The sequence below is a fragment of the Streptomyces sp. NPDC104761 genome, assembly GCF_055583445.1.
This window is the reverse complement of sequence record NZ_JBVJNZ010000002.1, coordinates 622,278-637,229: the sequence shown is the minus strand read 5'-3', so window position 1 is coordinate 637,229 and position 14,952 is coordinate 622,278. Positions and strand designations below refer to the sequence as shown.

Below are 14,952 nucleotides of genomic sequence, written 5' to 3'. Positions count from 1 at the left end.
CGTTGATCATGTCATCAGGGATCGAGGGCAAGGTCGTGGCGATCACGGGTGCCAGCAGTGGCATCGGCGCGGAGACGGCGGCCTACCTCGCGGCGAAAGGGGCGCGGCTCGTCCTCGGGGCGCGGCGGGAGGGCCGGCTGAACGAGGTCGTGGAACAGATCACGGCAAAGGAAGGCTCCGCCGTCGGGGTCGTGGTCGACGTGACGCGCCGTGCCGACCTCACGCTCCTGACGGACACGGCGGTCGACCGGTTCGGGCGGCTCGACGTCCTGGTCTCCAACGCCGGCACGATGGCGGTGTCGCCGTTCGACGAACTGCGCCAGGACGACTGGGACGCGATGGTCGCGACGCATGTCACCGGGCTGCTGAACGGCATCGGGGCGGCACTCCCGGTCTTCCGGCGGCAGCGCTCCGGCCACTTCGTCAACGTCGCCTCCACCGCGGCCCATGTCGTGAAATCCCCGCAGGGCGTCTACGCGGCCACCAAGACGGCGGTGAAGGTGCTGACCGAGGGGCTGCGGCAGGAGTCGGGACCCGACCTGCGGGTCACTCTGGTCTCACCCGGGTTCACCGACACCGAGGGGGTCGGCAGGGGCGGCAGCCCCGAGGCGGCGGCAGCGCTGGCCCGGCAGCGCGACGAGATCGCCATGCCGCCCTCCGCCGTCGCGTCCGCGATCGGTTTCGCGATCGAGCAGCCCGCCGGCATCGACATCAGCGAGATCGTGGTCCGGCCGACCGTGCAGGCCTGACGCCGGACGGCGTCTGCGCTCCGGCCGGGCACGGTCACCCGTTGATCACATGCCTCCAGCCATGCCGCCGCACGGGGAAACAACAGTCGAAAGGGCGTAGGGAACCCCGCCGTCAGTCGTGGTGGCGATAGGCCGCGGCCGCCACCCGCACGAACGACCGCAGCAACGGATTCCCGTCCCCCGCCGCCCACGCCACCACCACCCGGCTCGGCGGCATGTCGGCGACCGGTACGACCGTGAGCCCGGCCCCAGGGTCGTGGCCGGCCAGGGTCATGCCCACCGTGCCGTTCCAGAGCACCGCCTGTCGGCACTCCTGGACGGCCCGCACGACCGGGCCCTCCCGCGCCTCCTCGCCGTTCCAGTACGACTGCCAGAGCGGGTCCGTGCCCTCCGGGAACCGGAACCAGCGGCGGTCGGCGAGATCGGCCAGCTCCAGGCTCTCCCGGCCCGCCAGCGGATCGTCGGCACGGAGCAGCGCCCCGACCGGATCGGTGCGCAACTCCCGCACCATCAGCCCTGTTTCGTCGAACGGCGCGCGGGTGAGGGCGACGTCGACGGTTCCCGCGTGCAACCCGCACGTGGGGTCCGTCAGGTCGGTCTCGCGGATGCGGATCTCGACGCCCGGGTGGCGTTCGCGGTACGCACGGGCCAGGCGCCGTACGCCGGGATCAGTGCTGTCGCCGAGGAGGCCGACGGTGAGCACCCCGGCCCCGGCCGCCGCGGCGACCCGTACGCGCAGCCGGTCGGCCCGGTCGAGGAGCGCGCGGGCCTCGTCGAGGAGGACGGCGCCGACGGGGGTCAGGGCGACCCCGGCCGGCGACCGCTCGAAGAGCCGCGCGCCGATCTCGGTCTCCAGCGCCTTGATCGCCCGGCTCAGCGGGGGCTGGCTCATGTGGAGCCGCGCGGCGGCCCGGCCGAAGTGGAGTTCCTCGGCGACGGCCACGAAATAGCGCAGGGTGCGCAGTTCGATGCGCTCCCTTCGCCCCATCCACTCCATGCAGCAACGATACCGACCGGGTATCGGGCCTGCGGAACAGGTCTTGGACAGCCGGACCGCCCCGGCCGTCGAATCGGAGCATGACGACTCACGACAACCACGACAACAAGGACCACCCCGCGGTATCCGTCGTAGGACCCGGCGACGGTGAGGTGCTGATGCTCGGCACCACCCGCATGCGCGTCCTGGAGGACGGCCGTACCACCGGCCACCGCCTCGGCCTCGCCGAGTCCGTCCTCGCGCCGCACACCCCCGGCCCGCCGCAGCACCGGCACGCGCAGCACGACGAGGGGTTCTACGTCATCTCCGGCTCGGTGCGCTTCACCGTCGGGGACGAGGAGTACGACGCCACGGCCGGAACCCTCGTCATGGTGCCGCCCGGCGCCCCGCACACCTTCGCCAACGTCACCGGCGAACCGGCCGTCATGCTCAGCACGTTCACGCCCGACCTGTACGTGCAGTACTTCCGGGACCTGCGGGACCTGTTCGCCACCGGCACGGCGCCGGACCCGCGGGCGAGCGCCGAGATCATGAGCCGTTACGCCACCGAGCCGGCCGGCGCCTCGTGACCGTCGCGTACTGGACCGTGGCCGGTCTGCTCGCCCTCTTCTACCTCTACGGGGGCGGGCTGAAGGTCGTGGCGAGCAAGGAGCGGCTGCTGCCGATGATGGCGTGGGTGGACAGCATGCCGATGCCGGCCGTGCGGGCGATCGGGAGCGTCGAGATCCTCGGCGCGGCCGGCCTCGTCCTCCCGCGCCTGACCGGCGTCGTGCCCTGGCTGGGGCTGGCCGCCGCCGTCGGGTTCGTCGTGCTCCAAGTCGGGGCGGTCCGGGTCCACCTGCGGCGGGGGGACCGCCAAGTGGCCCTCAATCTCACGCTCTTGGCGGCGGCGGGGGCGACCGTCTGGCTCGATGCGGTGTCCTGATCGTAATTAATATTTGTACAACTCATTGAGCGGACCATGAGTCTCCTGTGGCGCGCGGATCACGGAATCCGTGTTTCCGTTACGAGCAGGGGGGACGAAATGGACGTACCCGAACCAGAGAAACCACCGGAAATCGTTCCGGAGGCCGTTCCGGAGGCCGCTCCGGACGCCCTTCAGGAAGCCTCGCCCGTACGTGGGCGCAGGGCGCGCCGCACCGCCGCGCTGATCGCCGGTGCCGCCGTTCTCGGTGTCGTGGCCGGCACCTGCGTCGGCTACCTCGTCCAGGCCGACCGGTCGCCCACCGCGCTGCCGTCCCTCTCCCAGGCGTCGGTCGCGCAGGCGAAGGGCCCCGGTCCGGAGCCGCTGTCGGCCGCCGAGGACCGGAAGGTCAAGGTCGACGGCGACCTGCGCAAGCTGCTGCTGAAGAAGCCGAGCGGGGCGCGCAAGGGGCTGTACACGGTCGGGACCGACGGCTGGATGGGCCTGACCGAGTACGCGGAGACGTTCGACAAGCCGGCCGGGGCCTTCCGCGACCTGATCGCGCAGGACGACTTCCGGCGGGCGGCCGCCACCACCTGGCGGGAGGGCAGCACCTACAACGTCGAGATCAGGCTCATCCAGTACCGCCAGGAGCAGACCAGCACGACGGCCGCGGACGCGGCGGCGGACGCGTACTACTGGGCCGACTCCGGGGCCCGGGACACCGAGAGCTGGCCGATCCCCGGCACCGGCGACGGCATGGCGTACGTCCACCACAAGCCCGACAGCGGGTACGGCGTGAACGTGTACTCGGCCGAGGCGCACGCGTGGCGCGGGGACATCGCCATGGAGATCTGGATCAGCGACACGAAGCCGATCTCCAGGACGAAGGTGCTGGATCTGGCGAAGCGGCAGATGGAGCGGTTGTGAGCGAGGAATCCGTGCACCCCGAACCGGCGGCGACGCCGGAGCCGACGGTCTCCGAGCCGACGGCGCCCGTTCCCGAGGCCGTGTCGGAGGCCGTACCCGAGGCCGTTCCCGAGGCCGCATCCGAGGCCGTGTCCGAGGCCGCATCCGACCCCGACCCCGGCCCCCATCCCGACCCCGCCGCCCCGCCACCGCGCCCCCCGCGCCGTCTCGGCGTCCTCGTCACCGCCGGTGTCCTCGCCGCGGCCGTCGTCGCGGGTGTCGTCGGCACGGTCGTGACCGTGCGTGCCGCGGACCGCGACCCCGGTGCTCCCCACTGGAGCCTGCCCAAGGAGTCCAAGGGGACGGCGGCGGCGAAGCAGACCGGCCTCCAGGGGATGCTGCTGCCCTACGACGACGAGCACTACGGGCGCGGCCCGGACCTGGCCGGGTTCGGCTCGGACGTGCGGCTGACCGGCGCCCAGGCCACGGCGCTGCGCAAGGAGTCGATCCAGGACCTGCCGCGGTCGCAGCGTCAGCAACTGGACCGGCAGATCGACAGGAACCCGGTCAAGGGCATGGTGATGCGCAGCTATGTGTACACCGCCGGGTTCGAGGACGACGAGTACACGATGGACATCCAGCTGGCCCAGATGGAGAACAGGGCCACGGTCCGTACCATCGCCAACGCCGAGCGGGAGCTCTTCGACGCGCTGGACGTCTTCCGGAAGGGCCCGCAGATCGCGGGGTACAAGGACTCGACCTCGTGCTTCCTGCCGCAGGCCGACTCGGGCGAGAAGCTCGACTCGATGCTCTGCTACGGCTACGTGGGGGACGTCCTGGTCACCGCCACGGCCACCGCGGCCAAGCCGCTGGACACGAAGAGCGCGGCGGACATGCTGCACGCCCAGCTCGAACGGATCAAGGACCCGGGGGCGGCCGTATGACCACCGAGACGAACACGAACGCGGACCCCAACCCGGAGCCGCAGCCAGAGCCGAACACGGACCCGGTCGCGGACCCGTCCCCCGTCCCGAACGCGGACCCGAACCCGGTCCCCGAGGTCGCGCAGCCCGTGGAACTCATGGAACCCGTGGAACCCGCGGAACCCGCGGAACCCGTGCCGCCCCTGGAGCCCGTGCCGCCCGTGCCTGTGAAGAAGGACCGGCGGCTGCTGCGGGCCACGCTCCGCTGGGTCGCCGCCGTCGCCGTCTTCGGCGTCGTCGGGACCGGCACGGCGTACGGCATCACGCGGCTCGACCGCACCGACGTACCCGGTCTCGCCACGCACTCCGACGGCCGCTGGACGTACCCCGTCCTCGTGAAGCCCCCGCTGCCCTCCGGCAGCCCCGGCCCGAACGACGACGCCCGCAACCTGGCCGGCACCCACTACGCCGACCTGCGCAAACTGGTCCTCCCGGCGCCGGAGGGAGCCACCGCCGACACCTCGCTCAAGGGCACGGACGGCTGGCTGCCGACGAAGGGCTTCCTCGCCGAGTTCGCCTCCGCGGACGACCGGAAGGAGCTGGGCCAGACGCTCCTCGACAACGGCCTGCGGCACATCACCGCCCGCGGCTGGACCACCCCTGACGGCACGCACACCCGGATCTACCTGCTCCAGTTCGACACCGCCGCCGTCGCGGAGGCGATCCTCAACGGGAAGCTCATGAGCCAGGCGGCGCCTGCCTATGCGCTGCGCGACGGGGACCAGTTCGAACTCGACGGGAAGTTCCCGGACCCGGCCAGGATCGAGCACGTCCTGCTGGCGCCCTACACGGAGCTCAAGCCGTACGGCGCCCGGCAGGCCCGCCAGGCCTACCTGGCCTCCGGCGACACCGTCGGCGTGATCATCCAGTCCCGCAAGGGCGGCATGCCCACCGTCCCCTTCGAGCAGACGGTGACCCTGCAGAGCGAGCTGCTGGACTGACCCCGCGGGGTGTACCTCGCCAAGAGCGCCGGGCCCGGGCCGCGTAAGCTTGGGCCCGGCTCTTGTACGTACGCCCGACCTCGCTCAAGGAGCACCCGTGGAAGCCTTCTTCGAAACCCTGCTGGTCCTGGTCTGCGTCGGCGTCGTCGCCTTCGCCTGGCTGACCGTGAAGAAGCTGTACCAGGGCCAGCGCTGAACGAGTCCGAGCCCGAGTCTAGGAACCACCACTCATGATCGAGATTCCGTCCGACCTGCACAAGGACCTCGTCCCGCTCGCCTTCCTGCTCGGCAGCTGGGCCGGCGCGGGTGTCCACGACTTCCCGGGCTCGGAGAAGTGCAACTTCGGCCAGGAGGTCACCTTCAGCCACGACGGACGGGACTTCCTGGAGTACCACTCCCACACCTGGGTGCTGGACCACGACGGGAACAAGGTCCGCCCGCTGGAGTCGGAGTCCGGCTTCTGGCGCATCGACGCCCACCGCAAGGTCGAGGTCACGATGGTCCGCGACGACGGCGTGATCGAGATCTGGTACGGCGAGATGGCCGACCAGAAGCCCCAGATCGACCTGGTCACCGACGCCGTCGCCCGAACCGCCGCCTCCGCCCCCTACAGCGGCGGCAAGCGCCTCTACGGCTACGTCAAGAGCGACCTGATGTGGGTCGGCGAGAAGCAGACCCCCGAGGTCGAGCTGCGCCCCTACATGTCGGCGCACCTGAAGAAGGTCGTCACCCCGGAGGACGTCGAGCGCTGGGCCAAGGCCCTCCCCGACGACATGCCGGACGACGGCATCGCGTTCTTCAAGTAGTTCTGGAATTCGGAAGTAGTTCTAGACTTTCGGTGTGGTGAGCACCGACTGGAAGAGCGACCTCAGGCAGCGCGGCTACCGGCTGACGCCGCAGCGGCAACTCGTGCTCGAAGCCGTGGACACCCTTGAGCACGCGACCCCCGACGACATCCTCGGTGAGGTGAGGAAGACCGCGTCGGGGGTCAACATCTCGACGGTCTACCGGACCCTGGAGCTCCTGGAGGAGCTGGGGCTGGTCAGCCATGCCCACCTCGGGCACGGTGCGCCGACGTACCACCTCGCCGACCGTCACCACCACATCCACCTGGTCTGCCGCGACTGCGAGAACGTGATCGAGGCGGACGTGGCGGTGGCCGCGGAGTTCACCGCCAAGCTGCGGCGCGACTTCGGCTTCGAGACGGACATGAAACACTTCGCGATCTTCGGGCGCTGCAAGGACTGCACGCTGAAGAGAGCCAAGGCGGCATCCGCCGCGTCCGCGTCCGTCCAGAGTTCAATTACCGAGTCGTAGGCTTACGCATATGAAGAGCCCCCTGCTGTCCCTGCCCGGCGCCGTCCCCGGTGAGGGCGTGGACGAAGGCGTCGCCGCGCACTACGGCGACCTGTTCCGCGAGCAGCGCGCCCTCGCCGACGGCGCCGGTTTCGTCGACCTCTCCCACCGGGGGGTCGTCGCCGTCACCGGCGAGGACCGCCTCAGCTGGCTGCACCTGCTCCTCACGCAGCACGTCAGCGAGCTGCCGGCCGGCGAGGCCACCGAGGCGCTGATCCTCTCCGCGCACGGCCACATCGAGCACGCGCTGTACCTGGTCGACGACGGTACGACCGTCTGGGCCCACGTCGAGCCTGGCACCCAGGAGGCGCTGATCGCCTACCTGGAGTCGATGAAGTTCTTCTACCGGGTGGAGGTCGCCGACCGCACCGCCGACTTCGCGGTCGTCCACCTGCCCGCCGGTTCGATCGCCGAGGCCCCGGAGGGGGCCGTCGTCCGCGAGACGGCGTACGGCCGTGATCTCTTCCTGCCCCGGGCCGACCTGGAGGCGTACGCCGAGAAGGCGGGCCCGGCCGCCGGGCTGCTCGCCTACGAGGCGCTGCGCGTCGAGCACCACCGGCCCCGGCTCGGCTTCGAGACCGACCACCGGACCATCCCGCACGAGCTGGGCTGGATCGGCACCGCGGTCCACCTCCAGAAGGGCTGCTACCGCGGCCAGGAGACGGTGGCCCGGGTGCAGAACCTCGGCAAGCCGCCGCGCCGCCTGGTCTTCCTCCACCTGGACGGCAGCGAGGTGCACCTGCCGCCGCACGGCACCGAGATCCGGGTGGCCGACGAGGGCGAGGACGGCCGGAAGATCGGCGTCGTGACGACGTCGGTGCGCCACTACGAACTGGGCCCGGTGGCCCTGGCGTTGGTCAAGCGCAACGTCCCGGCGGACGCCCGCCTGGTGGCGGGGGAGACGGCCGCGGCACAGGAAGTGATCGTCGAGCCGTAGCCGCGCCCCGGCATCACATCTCGAGGAGGACGGTGAACGGGCCGTCGTTCGTCAGCGACACCCGCATCTGCGCCCCGAACCGCCCGGTCGCCACGGTCGCCCCCAGCGACCGCAACTGCGCGACCACCTCGTCCACCAGCGGCTCCGCCACCGCGCCCGGCGCGGCCGCGTTCCAGGTCGGCCGGCGCCCCTTGCGGGCGTCGCCGTACAGCGTGAACTGACTGATCACGAGCAGCGGCGCGTCGACGTCGCTGCACGACCGCTCGTCCGCCAGCATGCGGATCGACCAGAGCTTCCTGGCGAGTTGGGCCGCCTTCTCCTTGGTGTCGTCATGGGTCACCCCGACGAGCACGCACAGGCCCTCGCCCTCGATCGCGCCCACCGTCTCGCCGTCCACGACGACGCTCGCGCCGTCCACCCGCTGTACCACCGCTCGCATGCGCACCATCATGCCCGGTGCCCACATGCCCCCCACAGGGGCCCATTATTGATCCGTAACGTCCCAACTAGGGCCGTTCGGGGGCACTCGGTCACATTGCGGCCACTTGGGGTGGCACCATGCTTCCACACGCCGGTCGAGGGGACGGTTGAGACGTATGAGCACACCGAGCACCGGGCGACTGAAGACGCAGGGCACGCAGAGCGTGCAGAGCCTGCCCAGGCCGCCCGCACAGCGTGGCGAGGACATCCCGCTGCCGGCGGAGCCGCCGGAGCACGACCTGGCCCGCCTGAGCCTGCCAGAACTGCGTGTCCTGCGCCGGGACGCGCAGCGCGACGAGGCCGACCTCAGTTACGTCCGACGGCTGCTCCAGGGCCGTATCGACATCCTGCGCGCGGAACTGGCCCGCCGGTCCCCGGCGGGCGCAGCCGCCGTCGTGGACCGGCTCCCGGAGATCCTCACGGACGCCCCGGCCCGCCACCGCTCCTCGGCCCGCCACGTCACGCTGGGCACGCCGCACAACGAGGAGTACGGCAGGCTGGCGGCCGACATGCTGGCCGAGGTCGAACTCTCCGACCTGGAGGCCCGCACGGACACCGAACTGAACACGGCGATGGGCCGCCTGGTCCGCTACGAGCAGGAGGTGTCCCGACGAAGGCAGCGGCTGCAGCGGACGGCCGACGATTCGAGCGGCGAGATCACCCGCAGGTACCGGGAGGGCGAAGCCCAGGTCGACGACCTGCTGACCTGAGGCGAAGCACCCCTGGTCGTCGGTCCTTTCTTCGCTCTTTTCTCCGGTCTTTTCCCCGGTCTTTCAGGGGCGCGGGGCTGTATCTCATATGCGGCTCCGCCGCGTGGGCGCGATCAACCCCCACCGGTCCGCAGCCGAAATTCGATCGGCACCACCCCCACCCAGCACCTACCGTGCTGTCATGACTGACGCCGTCGAAGTCCGCCCCATCACCGAACCCGAGCTCGCCGACTGGCACCGCGCCCTGTCCACCGGCTTCCTCCAGAGCCCCACCATCCCGGCGGAGCAACTCGAGGCCCGGCGCAGGCAGTTCGTGCCGGGCAGGCTCCTGGGCGCCTTCGACGGCCCCCGCTGCGTCGCGACGTTCCGCTCCTTCGAGCAGGAGCTGACCGCGGTCGGCGGCGCCGTCCTGCCCGCCGACGCCATCTCCAACGTCACGGTCACCGCCACGCACCGCCGCCGCGGCCTGCTCACCCGCATGATGAGCCAGGACCTGGCCGCGGCGAAGGAGCGCGGAGACGTGGTGGCGACCCTGATCGCCGCCGAGTACCGGATCTACGGCCGCTACGGCTTCGGCCCGGCGACCACGCTGACGGAGTGGACGGTCGAGGTCCCGCGGGCCGGCCTTGACCCGCGCTGGTCGCGCCCCGAGGACGGCGGCCGGATCGACCTCGTCGACGGCGAGGACATCCGCAAGCTCGGCCCCGACCTGCACGAACGGGTCCGCCGCAGCACCCCGGGCGCGGTCAGCCGCAGCGAGTTGTGGTGGCAGTTGCGCACCGGCGCCGTCCGCTTCGAGAGCGACTGGAAGGAGCCGTACTTCGCGGTGTACCGCTCGGCGGCCGGCGAGGTGGAGGGCATCGCGGCGTACGCGTCGGACGACAACTGGCAGGGCAAGCAGCCGTACAACACCGCCGACGTGCACTGGCTGCTCGGCGCGACTCCGGCGGCGGAGCGGGCGCTGTGGCACTACCTGTGCTCGATCGACTGGATCACGCGGGTGAAGAGCGGCTGGCGGTCGCCCGACGACCTGCTGCCGCACTACCTGCCCGACCCGCGGGCCGCGCGGGTCACCAACCAGGCGGACTGGCTGTGGGTGCGGATCCTGGACGTCGTACGGGCCCTGGAGGCGCGGACGTACGACAGGGCGGGGACGCTGGTCCTGGAGGTGGCGGACCGGCAGGGGCTGGCCGGTGGCCGGTTCCGGCTGGACGCCTCCCCCGATGGGGCGTCCTGCACCCCGACCACCGACACCCCCGACCTCGCCCTCGACATCGCCGAACTGGCGAGCGTCTGGCTCGGTGACCAGTCCGTGGCGCGGTTGCACGCCCTCGGACGGGTCCAGGAAGAGCGAGTGGGCGCCGCCCGGGAGGCCGACGCCCTGTTGCGCACGTCCGGGCGTCCTTGGTGCCCGGACATCTTCTGAGGCGCTCCTTCCTCCCGGGGACGGTGCCTGAATCACCTGTGTGCACGCGTCTTCACTTGTGGCTGTGCTGCTGTGCTGCTCATCCGTAGCGAGCTGTGAAGTTGTGGCTGTGCGGGTCTGCCTGTGTTCGGTTGTCGGTGTTCAGTTGTGACTGAGCTGCTCGTGCTGGCCGCGCGCCCCGACGGCCGGCCCAGGTGGACCGGGCTCCCGGCTCCCCTCCGGAAGGGAACCCGGATGGCCAACCGCCGAGGAAGAATGACCATGTTGCTTGAGTTGGTGACCAACTCAAGAGTAGTTATCTCCACTTGGATGCGACTCATAACCACCTTCCCGTGAACTGCCGAAAGATGGCGGGAAGTTGTACTGTTTGTCCGTGGAGCCGGAACACGCCTCCGTCAATGGACGGAAGAGGCCACAGCCGCCTCAGGCGTCACACCACAAGGTGGCCGACGAGCTGCGCACCCGGATCAGGTCCGGGGTGCTGCGGCCGGGCCAGCGCATGCCCACGCAGGCCAAACTGGCCGACGAGTTCGGCGTCGAGCGCGGGGCCGTGCGGCAGGCGCTGCGCATTCTGCAGTCGGAGCACCTGCTCACCAACGTGTCGAAGGGCGCTCCTGCGACGGTGGCCCCGGGTCCGGGCCCGGTACGGTTCGCCGCGGGCGCGGAGGCGCCGCCGCAGCCGACCATGGTGGCCCTCACCCCGCGCATAGAGGCGGCCTTCGCGGCCTCCCACGTGAGGATCGACGCGCTCTGCCTGACCTCGGTCTCGCTCAACCTCGCGCTCGGCGGGCCGCTGCGGCTCATCCACGCGGGGCGGCTGGAACCGGCCAAGATCGAGGTCCGGGTGCTGCTGCCGAGCCGGGACATCGACCTCGCGTTCCCGACGGCGGTGGCGGCCGACCCCTCGGCCGAGGGCGCGGTGCACGACCGCTGGCTGGCCCAGCGCAACGCACAGGGCCAGGTGCTGCGGCACAACCTGCTGGCGCTGCGCGCCACGCACGGCATCGACGTGCACGTCACCTTCCGGGCGCTGCCCTTCACCCCGCCGGTCAAGCTGTACCTGCTCAACGGGACGGAGGCGCTGTTCGCGTACTACACGCTGGGGCGCCACGAGCGGGAGATCGACCACGAGCACCTGCAGACGTACGACGCCGAGGGCACGCGGTCGATGCTCTTCGCCTTCGAACAGGGCGCGGGGCTGCGGGACACCGCGTTCGTGGACCAGTCCACACGGTGGTTCGACGCCCTGTGGGAGACGATCAGTTCGGAGCTGCACCTGACTGCTTAGGACCGCCCCGGTTCCTAGAGGGCGGGGCCGGCGAGCACCAGGGCGAGCAGGACGGCACCGGCGGAGCTGAACGCCGGGCTCTTGGCCTTGATGCCCACGGTGAGCAACAGCAGGCCGATAATGCCAGTGGCACCGTACTTCGACTGGACGATCTGCTCGAAGCCGACGACGAAGGCGGCGGAGAGGAGAGCGAGGGCGGCAGGCATGGTGGGTCCCCCCAATCAGTCGGGAAGCAAGGCTTCCGCCAACTCAACCAAGTTGGTGACCAACTCTGATTAAGTTGTCCCCAGTTGGTCACTACTTATAAACAACCTTCAAACAACTCCCGGTAGATGGATCAAAGTTGTAGCGTTTGGTCGTGACTCAGGAGAACGTGGCAGTGAACGCCGGCAGCACACCTCAGGAGATCGCCGACACCCTGCGGCAGCGCATCCGCTCGGGCGACCTCAAGGCCGGCGACCGCCTGCCCACCCAGGCCGAACTGGCCGAGGCCTTCGGCGTGGAGCGGGGGACCGTGCGCCAGGCCGTGCGGGCACTGCAGAACGACGGTTACCTCGTCGACGTCGGCAAGGGCAGCCCGCCGCGCATCGCCGAGCAGCGGCCCGTCGCGCTGGACGAGCCCCAGCCGACGATGGTCGGCCTCGGCCCCCGCATGACGGAGGCGTTCGCCGCCCCGCACGTCCGCATCGACGCGGTCTGTCTCACCGCGCAGAGTCTCATCCCGGCCCTGGGTGAACCCCTGCGTCAGATCCACGAAGGCCGTATCCGCCCCCAGCGCATCGACGTCCGCATCCTCCTGCCCGGCCGCGACATCAACCTCGCCTTTCCGGTCCCGGTCGAAGGCGACGACGACACTGTGCACCGCCGCTGGCTCGACATGCGCAACGCCCAGGGCCAGGTGCTCCGCTACAACCTCCAGTCCCTGCGCTCCACCCACGACATCGACGTCAACGTCACCTTCCGGGCGCTGCCGTTCACCCCACCGGCCAAGCTCTACCTGCTCAACGACACCGAGGCGTTGTTCGGGTACTACATGGTCACGCGCCGAGAGGAACTCTCGGACAGCGGAACGATGCTGGAGATGTACGACGCCGTCGGTTCCGAGTCGCTGCTCTTCTCCTTCGAGAAGCGAACCGGCCAACGGGACGCCGCGTTCGTGGAGCAATCGCAGAAGTGGTTCAACGCCCTCTGGGAAACCATCACGACGGACCTGACACTCTCCTAGTGACTTCTGATACGACGCAGACTGAACCGGTGGCAGCCAAGAGCAGGAACACGACCGAAGAGATCGCGGAACTGGTCGAAAGCGCCAGTGTCGTCCTCTGGGACTTCGACGGGCCGATCTGCCGCCTGTTCGCGGGACACTCGGCGGCGGGCGTGGCCGGTGAACTGGTCGACTGGCTGGCGGTGCGGGGCCTGCACGGCCTGGTCACGGAGGCGGAGCGGGACTCCCTCGACCCGCACCTCGTCCTGCGCGCCGTGGACCGCCGGCACCCCGGCAGCGACCTGGTCGCGGAGCTGGAGGAACGTCTCACCAAGGAGGAACTGCGGGCCACGTCGACGGCGATGCCCACGGCGTTCGCGGACATCCTCATCCAGACGTGGCGGGCGCGCGGCGCGCGTATGGCGGTCACCACCAACAACTCCCCCCGGGTGGTCCGTGCCTACCTCGAGGACCGCGCCCTGACCTCCTGCTTCGCCCCGCACATCTACGGCCGCACCCAGGACCTGCACCGCCTCAAGCCGGACCCGTACTGCCTCAACCGCGCCCTCAGCGCGATGGGCGCCGCCCCCGGCGCGGCCCTGATGATCGGCGACTCGCCCACGGACTTCCAGGCGGCCCGCACCGCCGGGGTCCCGTTTGTGGGCTACGCGCGTAACGAACGGAAAGCCAAGCTTTTGACCGAGGCCGGCGCGGGCTCTGTCGTGCAGTCCTTGGAACTGCTTCTGGAGATACTCCGGAACTAGGCCCCTGTCGGCGCTTGCGAGCCCAGGCTGTCAGGGACACCAGTAAACCCGTGGCCCAGAAGCCCAGTTGACTGAGATTGTCGATCTGTATGCTGATCCCGAGCACGTGGACAGTCATGGCTTTCCACCCCCCTCGCATCACGGATTCCAGTCAACCTCTCAAGTCGACTAGTTGACTGAAGAGTTGACTGCTTATGGCCGGGATGCCCAGTCAACTAGATCCAGTAACCCGGCGTGCTGGTTGGCTGGTTGCCTGACTGGAAGTTGTTTGCCGAGGGCCGCCGAGAGGTACGTACGGTGTGTGGCCAAGCAGACGAACGAGGGTGGCGGCGCGGTCCGGCGGGTCTCTGACGAACTCCGGGTCAGGCTCTTCGACGGTGCCTATCCGCTGGACTCCTTCCTGCCGTCGCAGGAGGCGATCGCGAAGGAGTTCCAGGTGTCCCGCGACACCGTGCAGCGGGCGCTTCGGGTCCTGCGTACAGAGGGCTGGATCGAGTCCCGGCAGGGCAAGGGGTCCCGGGTCGTGCGGAGCCAGCGCATACAGTCCTCCACGCCCCGGGCCACTCGCTCCCGCCATCCGATGACCCTGGGGCCGCTCATCGCCGAGGCCTTCGAGCGCGACGAGGTCGCCCTGGACATCGCCACCCTCACCTCGGAGAGCCTGGACGCGCACATCCGGGTCCAGTCGGAGCGGATCCGAGCCCGCATCATCACACCCAGGAAGATCACCCTGCGGGTGATTCTCCCGGCCGAGACGCTCGCCATGCCCTATCCCCGGAACAAGGACGACCCGGACGACCCGCGCCTGCCGCAGCGATTGCATGCCATCACCCGGTCCCACACCGGCTCCCTGCGCAATGTCCTGAACCAGCTCCGCACCGAGAAGCTGGTGCCGTCGGTGGATCTGGAGATCCGCCACACCGAACTCGCCCCCACCTTCAAGCTGTACGTCATCAACCACGTCGAGGTCCTGCACGGCTTCTACGAGCCGATCCCGCGCACGGTGATCCTGGAGGACGGCACCGAGGTGGAGGCCGTGGACGTGCTGGGCCTGGGGGCGACTCTCACCCACCACGTCCGGGACGCGGATCCGGACTCGGCGGGCTCGGCTTTCGTCGACAACGCGACCAGATGGTTCGAGTCGGTCTGGAACCTGCTCGCCTCCCAGCCGTAGCCGCCAGGTGATCTGCAGGGGCCTCCGTTGCGCTAGAGTGCCGAGCCATCTGAGCAACCACTCGGTCGCATGCGTATGAGGGATGGCTAAAAGAGCCAGTCTCGGATGACGGCGCCGATGGGCGATCGCA

At 70.1% G+C, this 14,952-nt stretch carries 18 protein-coding genes; 15 read left to right on the top strand and 3 right to left on the bottom strand.

The genetic code is table 11. The features are described 5' to 3' along the window. The first annotated feature begins 8 nt into the window (after nt 1-8). Nucleotides 9-749 carry an SDR family oxidoreductase gene (locus tag ACZ63F_RS09420; protein WP_469709884.1) on the top strand — a complete coding sequence of 247 codons (741 nt, stop codon included), beginning with the start codon at nt 9-11 and terminating at the stop codon, nt 747-749. A 112-nt stretch (nt 750-861) separates the two neighbouring features. On the opposite strand, the gene ACZ63F_RS09415 is transcribed toward ACZ63F_RS09420, so the two are convergent. Then, complete coding sequence (locus ACZ63F_RS09415) at nt 862-1,719, bottom strand: LysR family transcriptional regulator (protein WP_469709960.1); 858 nt, start codon at nt 1,717-1,719, stop codon at nt 862-864. A 107-nt stretch (nt 1,720-1,826) separates the two neighbouring features. On the opposite strand from ACZ63F_RS09415, the gene ACZ63F_RS09410 reads away from it, so the two are divergent. The 8 genes from ACZ63F_RS09410 to ygfZ all read left to right on the top strand — a co-directional run bounded on the left by ACZ63F_RS09410 (nt 1,827) and on the right by ygfZ (nt 7,776). Continuing rightward, entirely contained in the window at nt 1,827-2,315 is a 489-nt protein-coding gene (locus tag ACZ63F_RS09410; RefSeq protein ID WP_469709883.1) for a cupin domain-containing protein, read from the top strand. Further along, nucleotides 2,312-2,671, top strand: coding sequence for a DoxX family protein (locus ACZ63F_RS09405; RefSeq protein ID WP_469709882.1), 360 nt, complete (start codon nt 2,312-2,314; stop codon nt 2,669-2,671). The genes ACZ63F_RS09410 and ACZ63F_RS09405 overlap by 4 nt, the downstream gene beginning before the upstream one ends. A gap of 99 nt (nt 2,672-2,770) precedes the next feature. Continuing rightward, on the top strand, nt 2,771-3,580 hold the full coding sequence (locus ACZ63F_RS09400) for a hypothetical protein (RefSeq protein WP_469709881.1): 810 nt from the start codon (nt 2,771-2,773) through the stop codon (nt 3,578-3,580). Beyond that, nucleotides 3,577-4,503 (top strand): hypothetical protein, encoded by a 927-nt coding sequence (locus ACZ63F_RS09395; protein WP_469709880.1) that lies wholly within the window; start codon nt 3,577-3,579, stop codon nt 4,501-4,503. The genes ACZ63F_RS09400 and ACZ63F_RS09395 overlap by 4 nt, the downstream gene beginning before the upstream one ends. Continuing rightward, complete coding sequence (locus tag ACZ63F_RS09390) at nt 4,500-5,483, top strand: hypothetical protein (protein ID WP_469709879.1); 984 nt, start codon at nt 4,500-4,502, stop codon at nt 5,481-5,483. The genes ACZ63F_RS09395 and ACZ63F_RS09390 overlap by 4 nt, the downstream gene beginning before the upstream one ends. Before the next feature lie 230 nt (nt 5,484-5,713). Next, complete coding sequence (locus ACZ63F_RS09385; protein WP_351703368.1) at nt 5,714-6,289, top strand: heme-binding beta-barrel domain-containing protein; 576 nt, start codon at nt 5,714-5,716, stop codon at nt 6,287-6,289. Between the two features lie 34 nt (nt 6,290-6,323). Next, nucleotides 6,324-6,800, top strand: a complete 477-nt coding sequence (locus tag ACZ63F_RS09380) for a Fur family transcriptional regulator (protein WP_351703365.1) — start codon at nt 6,324-6,326, stop codon at nt 6,798-6,800. 10 nt (nt 6,801-6,810) lie between these two features. After that, nucleotides 6,811-7,776, top strand: a complete 966-nt coding sequence (gene ygfZ, locus ACZ63F_RS09375) for a CAF17-like 4Fe-4S cluster assembly/insertion protein YgfZ (protein WP_469709878.1) — start codon at nt 6,811-6,813, stop codon at nt 7,774-7,776. Between the two features lie 13 nt (nt 7,777-7,789). On the opposite strand, the gene dtd is transcribed toward ygfZ, so the two are convergent. Then, nucleotides 7,790-8,215 (bottom strand): D-aminoacyl-tRNA deacylase, encoded by a 426-nt coding sequence (dtd, locus tag ACZ63F_RS09370; RefSeq protein ID WP_351961524.1) that lies wholly within the window; start codon nt 8,213-8,215, stop codon nt 7,790-7,792. 157 nt (nt 8,216-8,372) lie between these two features. Here dtd and ACZ63F_RS09365 point away from each other — a divergent pair, with 157 nt between their 5' ends. The 3 genes from ACZ63F_RS09365 (at nt 8,373) to ACZ63F_RS09355 (ending at nt 11,680) form a co-directional block, all read left to right on the top strand. After that, nucleotides 8,373-8,966 (top strand): RsiG family protein, encoded by a 594-nt coding sequence (locus ACZ63F_RS09365; RefSeq protein ID WP_352360860.1) that lies wholly within the window; start codon nt 8,373-8,375, stop codon nt 8,964-8,966. 181 nt (nt 8,967-9,147) lie between these two features. Further along, nucleotides 9,148-10,392 carry a GNAT family N-acetyltransferase gene (locus ACZ63F_RS09360; RefSeq protein ID WP_469709877.1) on the top strand — a complete coding sequence of 415 codons (1,245 nt, stop codon included), beginning with the start codon at nt 9,148-9,150 and terminating at the stop codon, nt 10,390-10,392. A gap of 367 nt (nt 10,393-10,759) precedes the next feature. Beyond that, complete coding sequence (locus tag ACZ63F_RS09355; protein WP_469709876.1) at nt 10,760-11,680, top strand: winged helix-turn-helix domain-containing protein; 921 nt, start codon at nt 10,760-10,762, stop codon at nt 11,678-11,680. Between the two features lie 14 nt (nt 11,681-11,694). Here the strand turns inward: ACZ63F_RS09355 and ACZ63F_RS09350 are convergent, their stop codons facing one another. Then, nucleotides 11,695-11,886: a hypothetical protein gene (locus ACZ63F_RS09350; protein ID WP_294005205.1), complete on the bottom strand. Its 192-nt coding sequence runs from the start codon at nt 11,884-11,886 to the stop codon at nt 11,695-11,697. 146 nt (nt 11,887-12,032) lie between these two features. Here ACZ63F_RS09350 and ACZ63F_RS09345 point away from each other — a divergent pair, with 146 nt between their 5' ends. The 3 genes from ACZ63F_RS09345 (at nt 12,033) to ACZ63F_RS09335 (ending at nt 14,822) form a co-directional block, all read left to right on the top strand. Continuing rightward, the gene (locus tag ACZ63F_RS09345) at nt 12,033-12,905 is read left to right on the top strand and encodes a FadR/GntR family transcriptional regulator (protein WP_469709875.1); all 873 of its coding nucleotides are present in this window, start codon (nt 12,033-12,035) and stop codon (nt 12,903-12,905) included. Between the two features lie 29 nt (nt 12,906-12,934). After that, the gene (locus ACZ63F_RS09340; protein ID WP_469709874.1) at nt 12,935-13,648 is read left to right on the top strand and encodes an HAD family hydrolase; all 714 of its coding nucleotides are present in this window, start codon (nt 12,935-12,937) and stop codon (nt 13,646-13,648) included. Nucleotides 13,649-13,949: 301 nt separating this feature from the next. Further along, nucleotides 13,950-14,822, top strand: a complete 873-nt coding sequence (locus ACZ63F_RS09335; RefSeq protein WP_469709873.1) for a winged helix-turn-helix domain-containing protein — start codon at nt 13,950-13,952, stop codon at nt 14,820-14,822. Nucleotides 14,823-14,952: the final 130 nt, after the last annotated feature.

Coding starts and splice junctions, on each gene's coding strand:
- ACZ63F_RS09410 (WP_469709883.1), top strand. CDS start 1,827: ATGACGACTCACGACAACCACGACAACAAGGACCACCCCGCGGTATCC.
- ACZ63F_RS09350 (WP_294005205.1), bottom strand. CDS start 11,886: ATGCCTGCCGCCCTCGCTCTCCTCTCCGCCGCCTTCGTCGTCGGCTTC.
- ACZ63F_RS09390 (WP_469709879.1), top strand. CDS start 4,500: ATGACCACCGAGACGAACACGAACGCGGACCCCAACCCGGAGCCGCAG.
- ACZ63F_RS09385 (WP_351703368.1), top strand. CDS start 5,714: ATGATCGAGATTCCGTCCGACCTGCACAAGGACCTCGTCCCGCTCGCC.
- ACZ63F_RS09365 (WP_352360860.1), top strand. CDS start 8,373: ATGAGCACACCGAGCACCGGGCGACTGAAGACGCAGGGCACGCAGAGC.
- ygfZ (WP_469709878.1), top strand. CDS start 6,811: ATGAAGAGCCCCCTGCTGTCCCTGCCCGGCGCCGTCCCCGGTGAGGGC.
- dtd (WP_351961524.1), bottom strand. CDS start 8,215: ATGCGAGCGGTGGTACAGCGGGTGGACGGCGCGAGCGTCGTCGTGGAC.
- ACZ63F_RS09420 (WP_469709884.1), top strand. CDS start 9: ATGTCATCAGGGATCGAGGGCAAGGTCGTGGCGATCACGGGTGCCAGC.
- ACZ63F_RS09360 (WP_469709877.1), top strand. CDS start 9,148: ATGACTGACGCCGTCGAAGTCCGCCCCATCACCGAACCCGAGCTCGCC.
- ACZ63F_RS09400 (WP_469709881.1), top strand. CDS start 2,771: ATGGACGTACCCGAACCAGAGAAACCACCGGAAATCGTTCCGGAGGCC.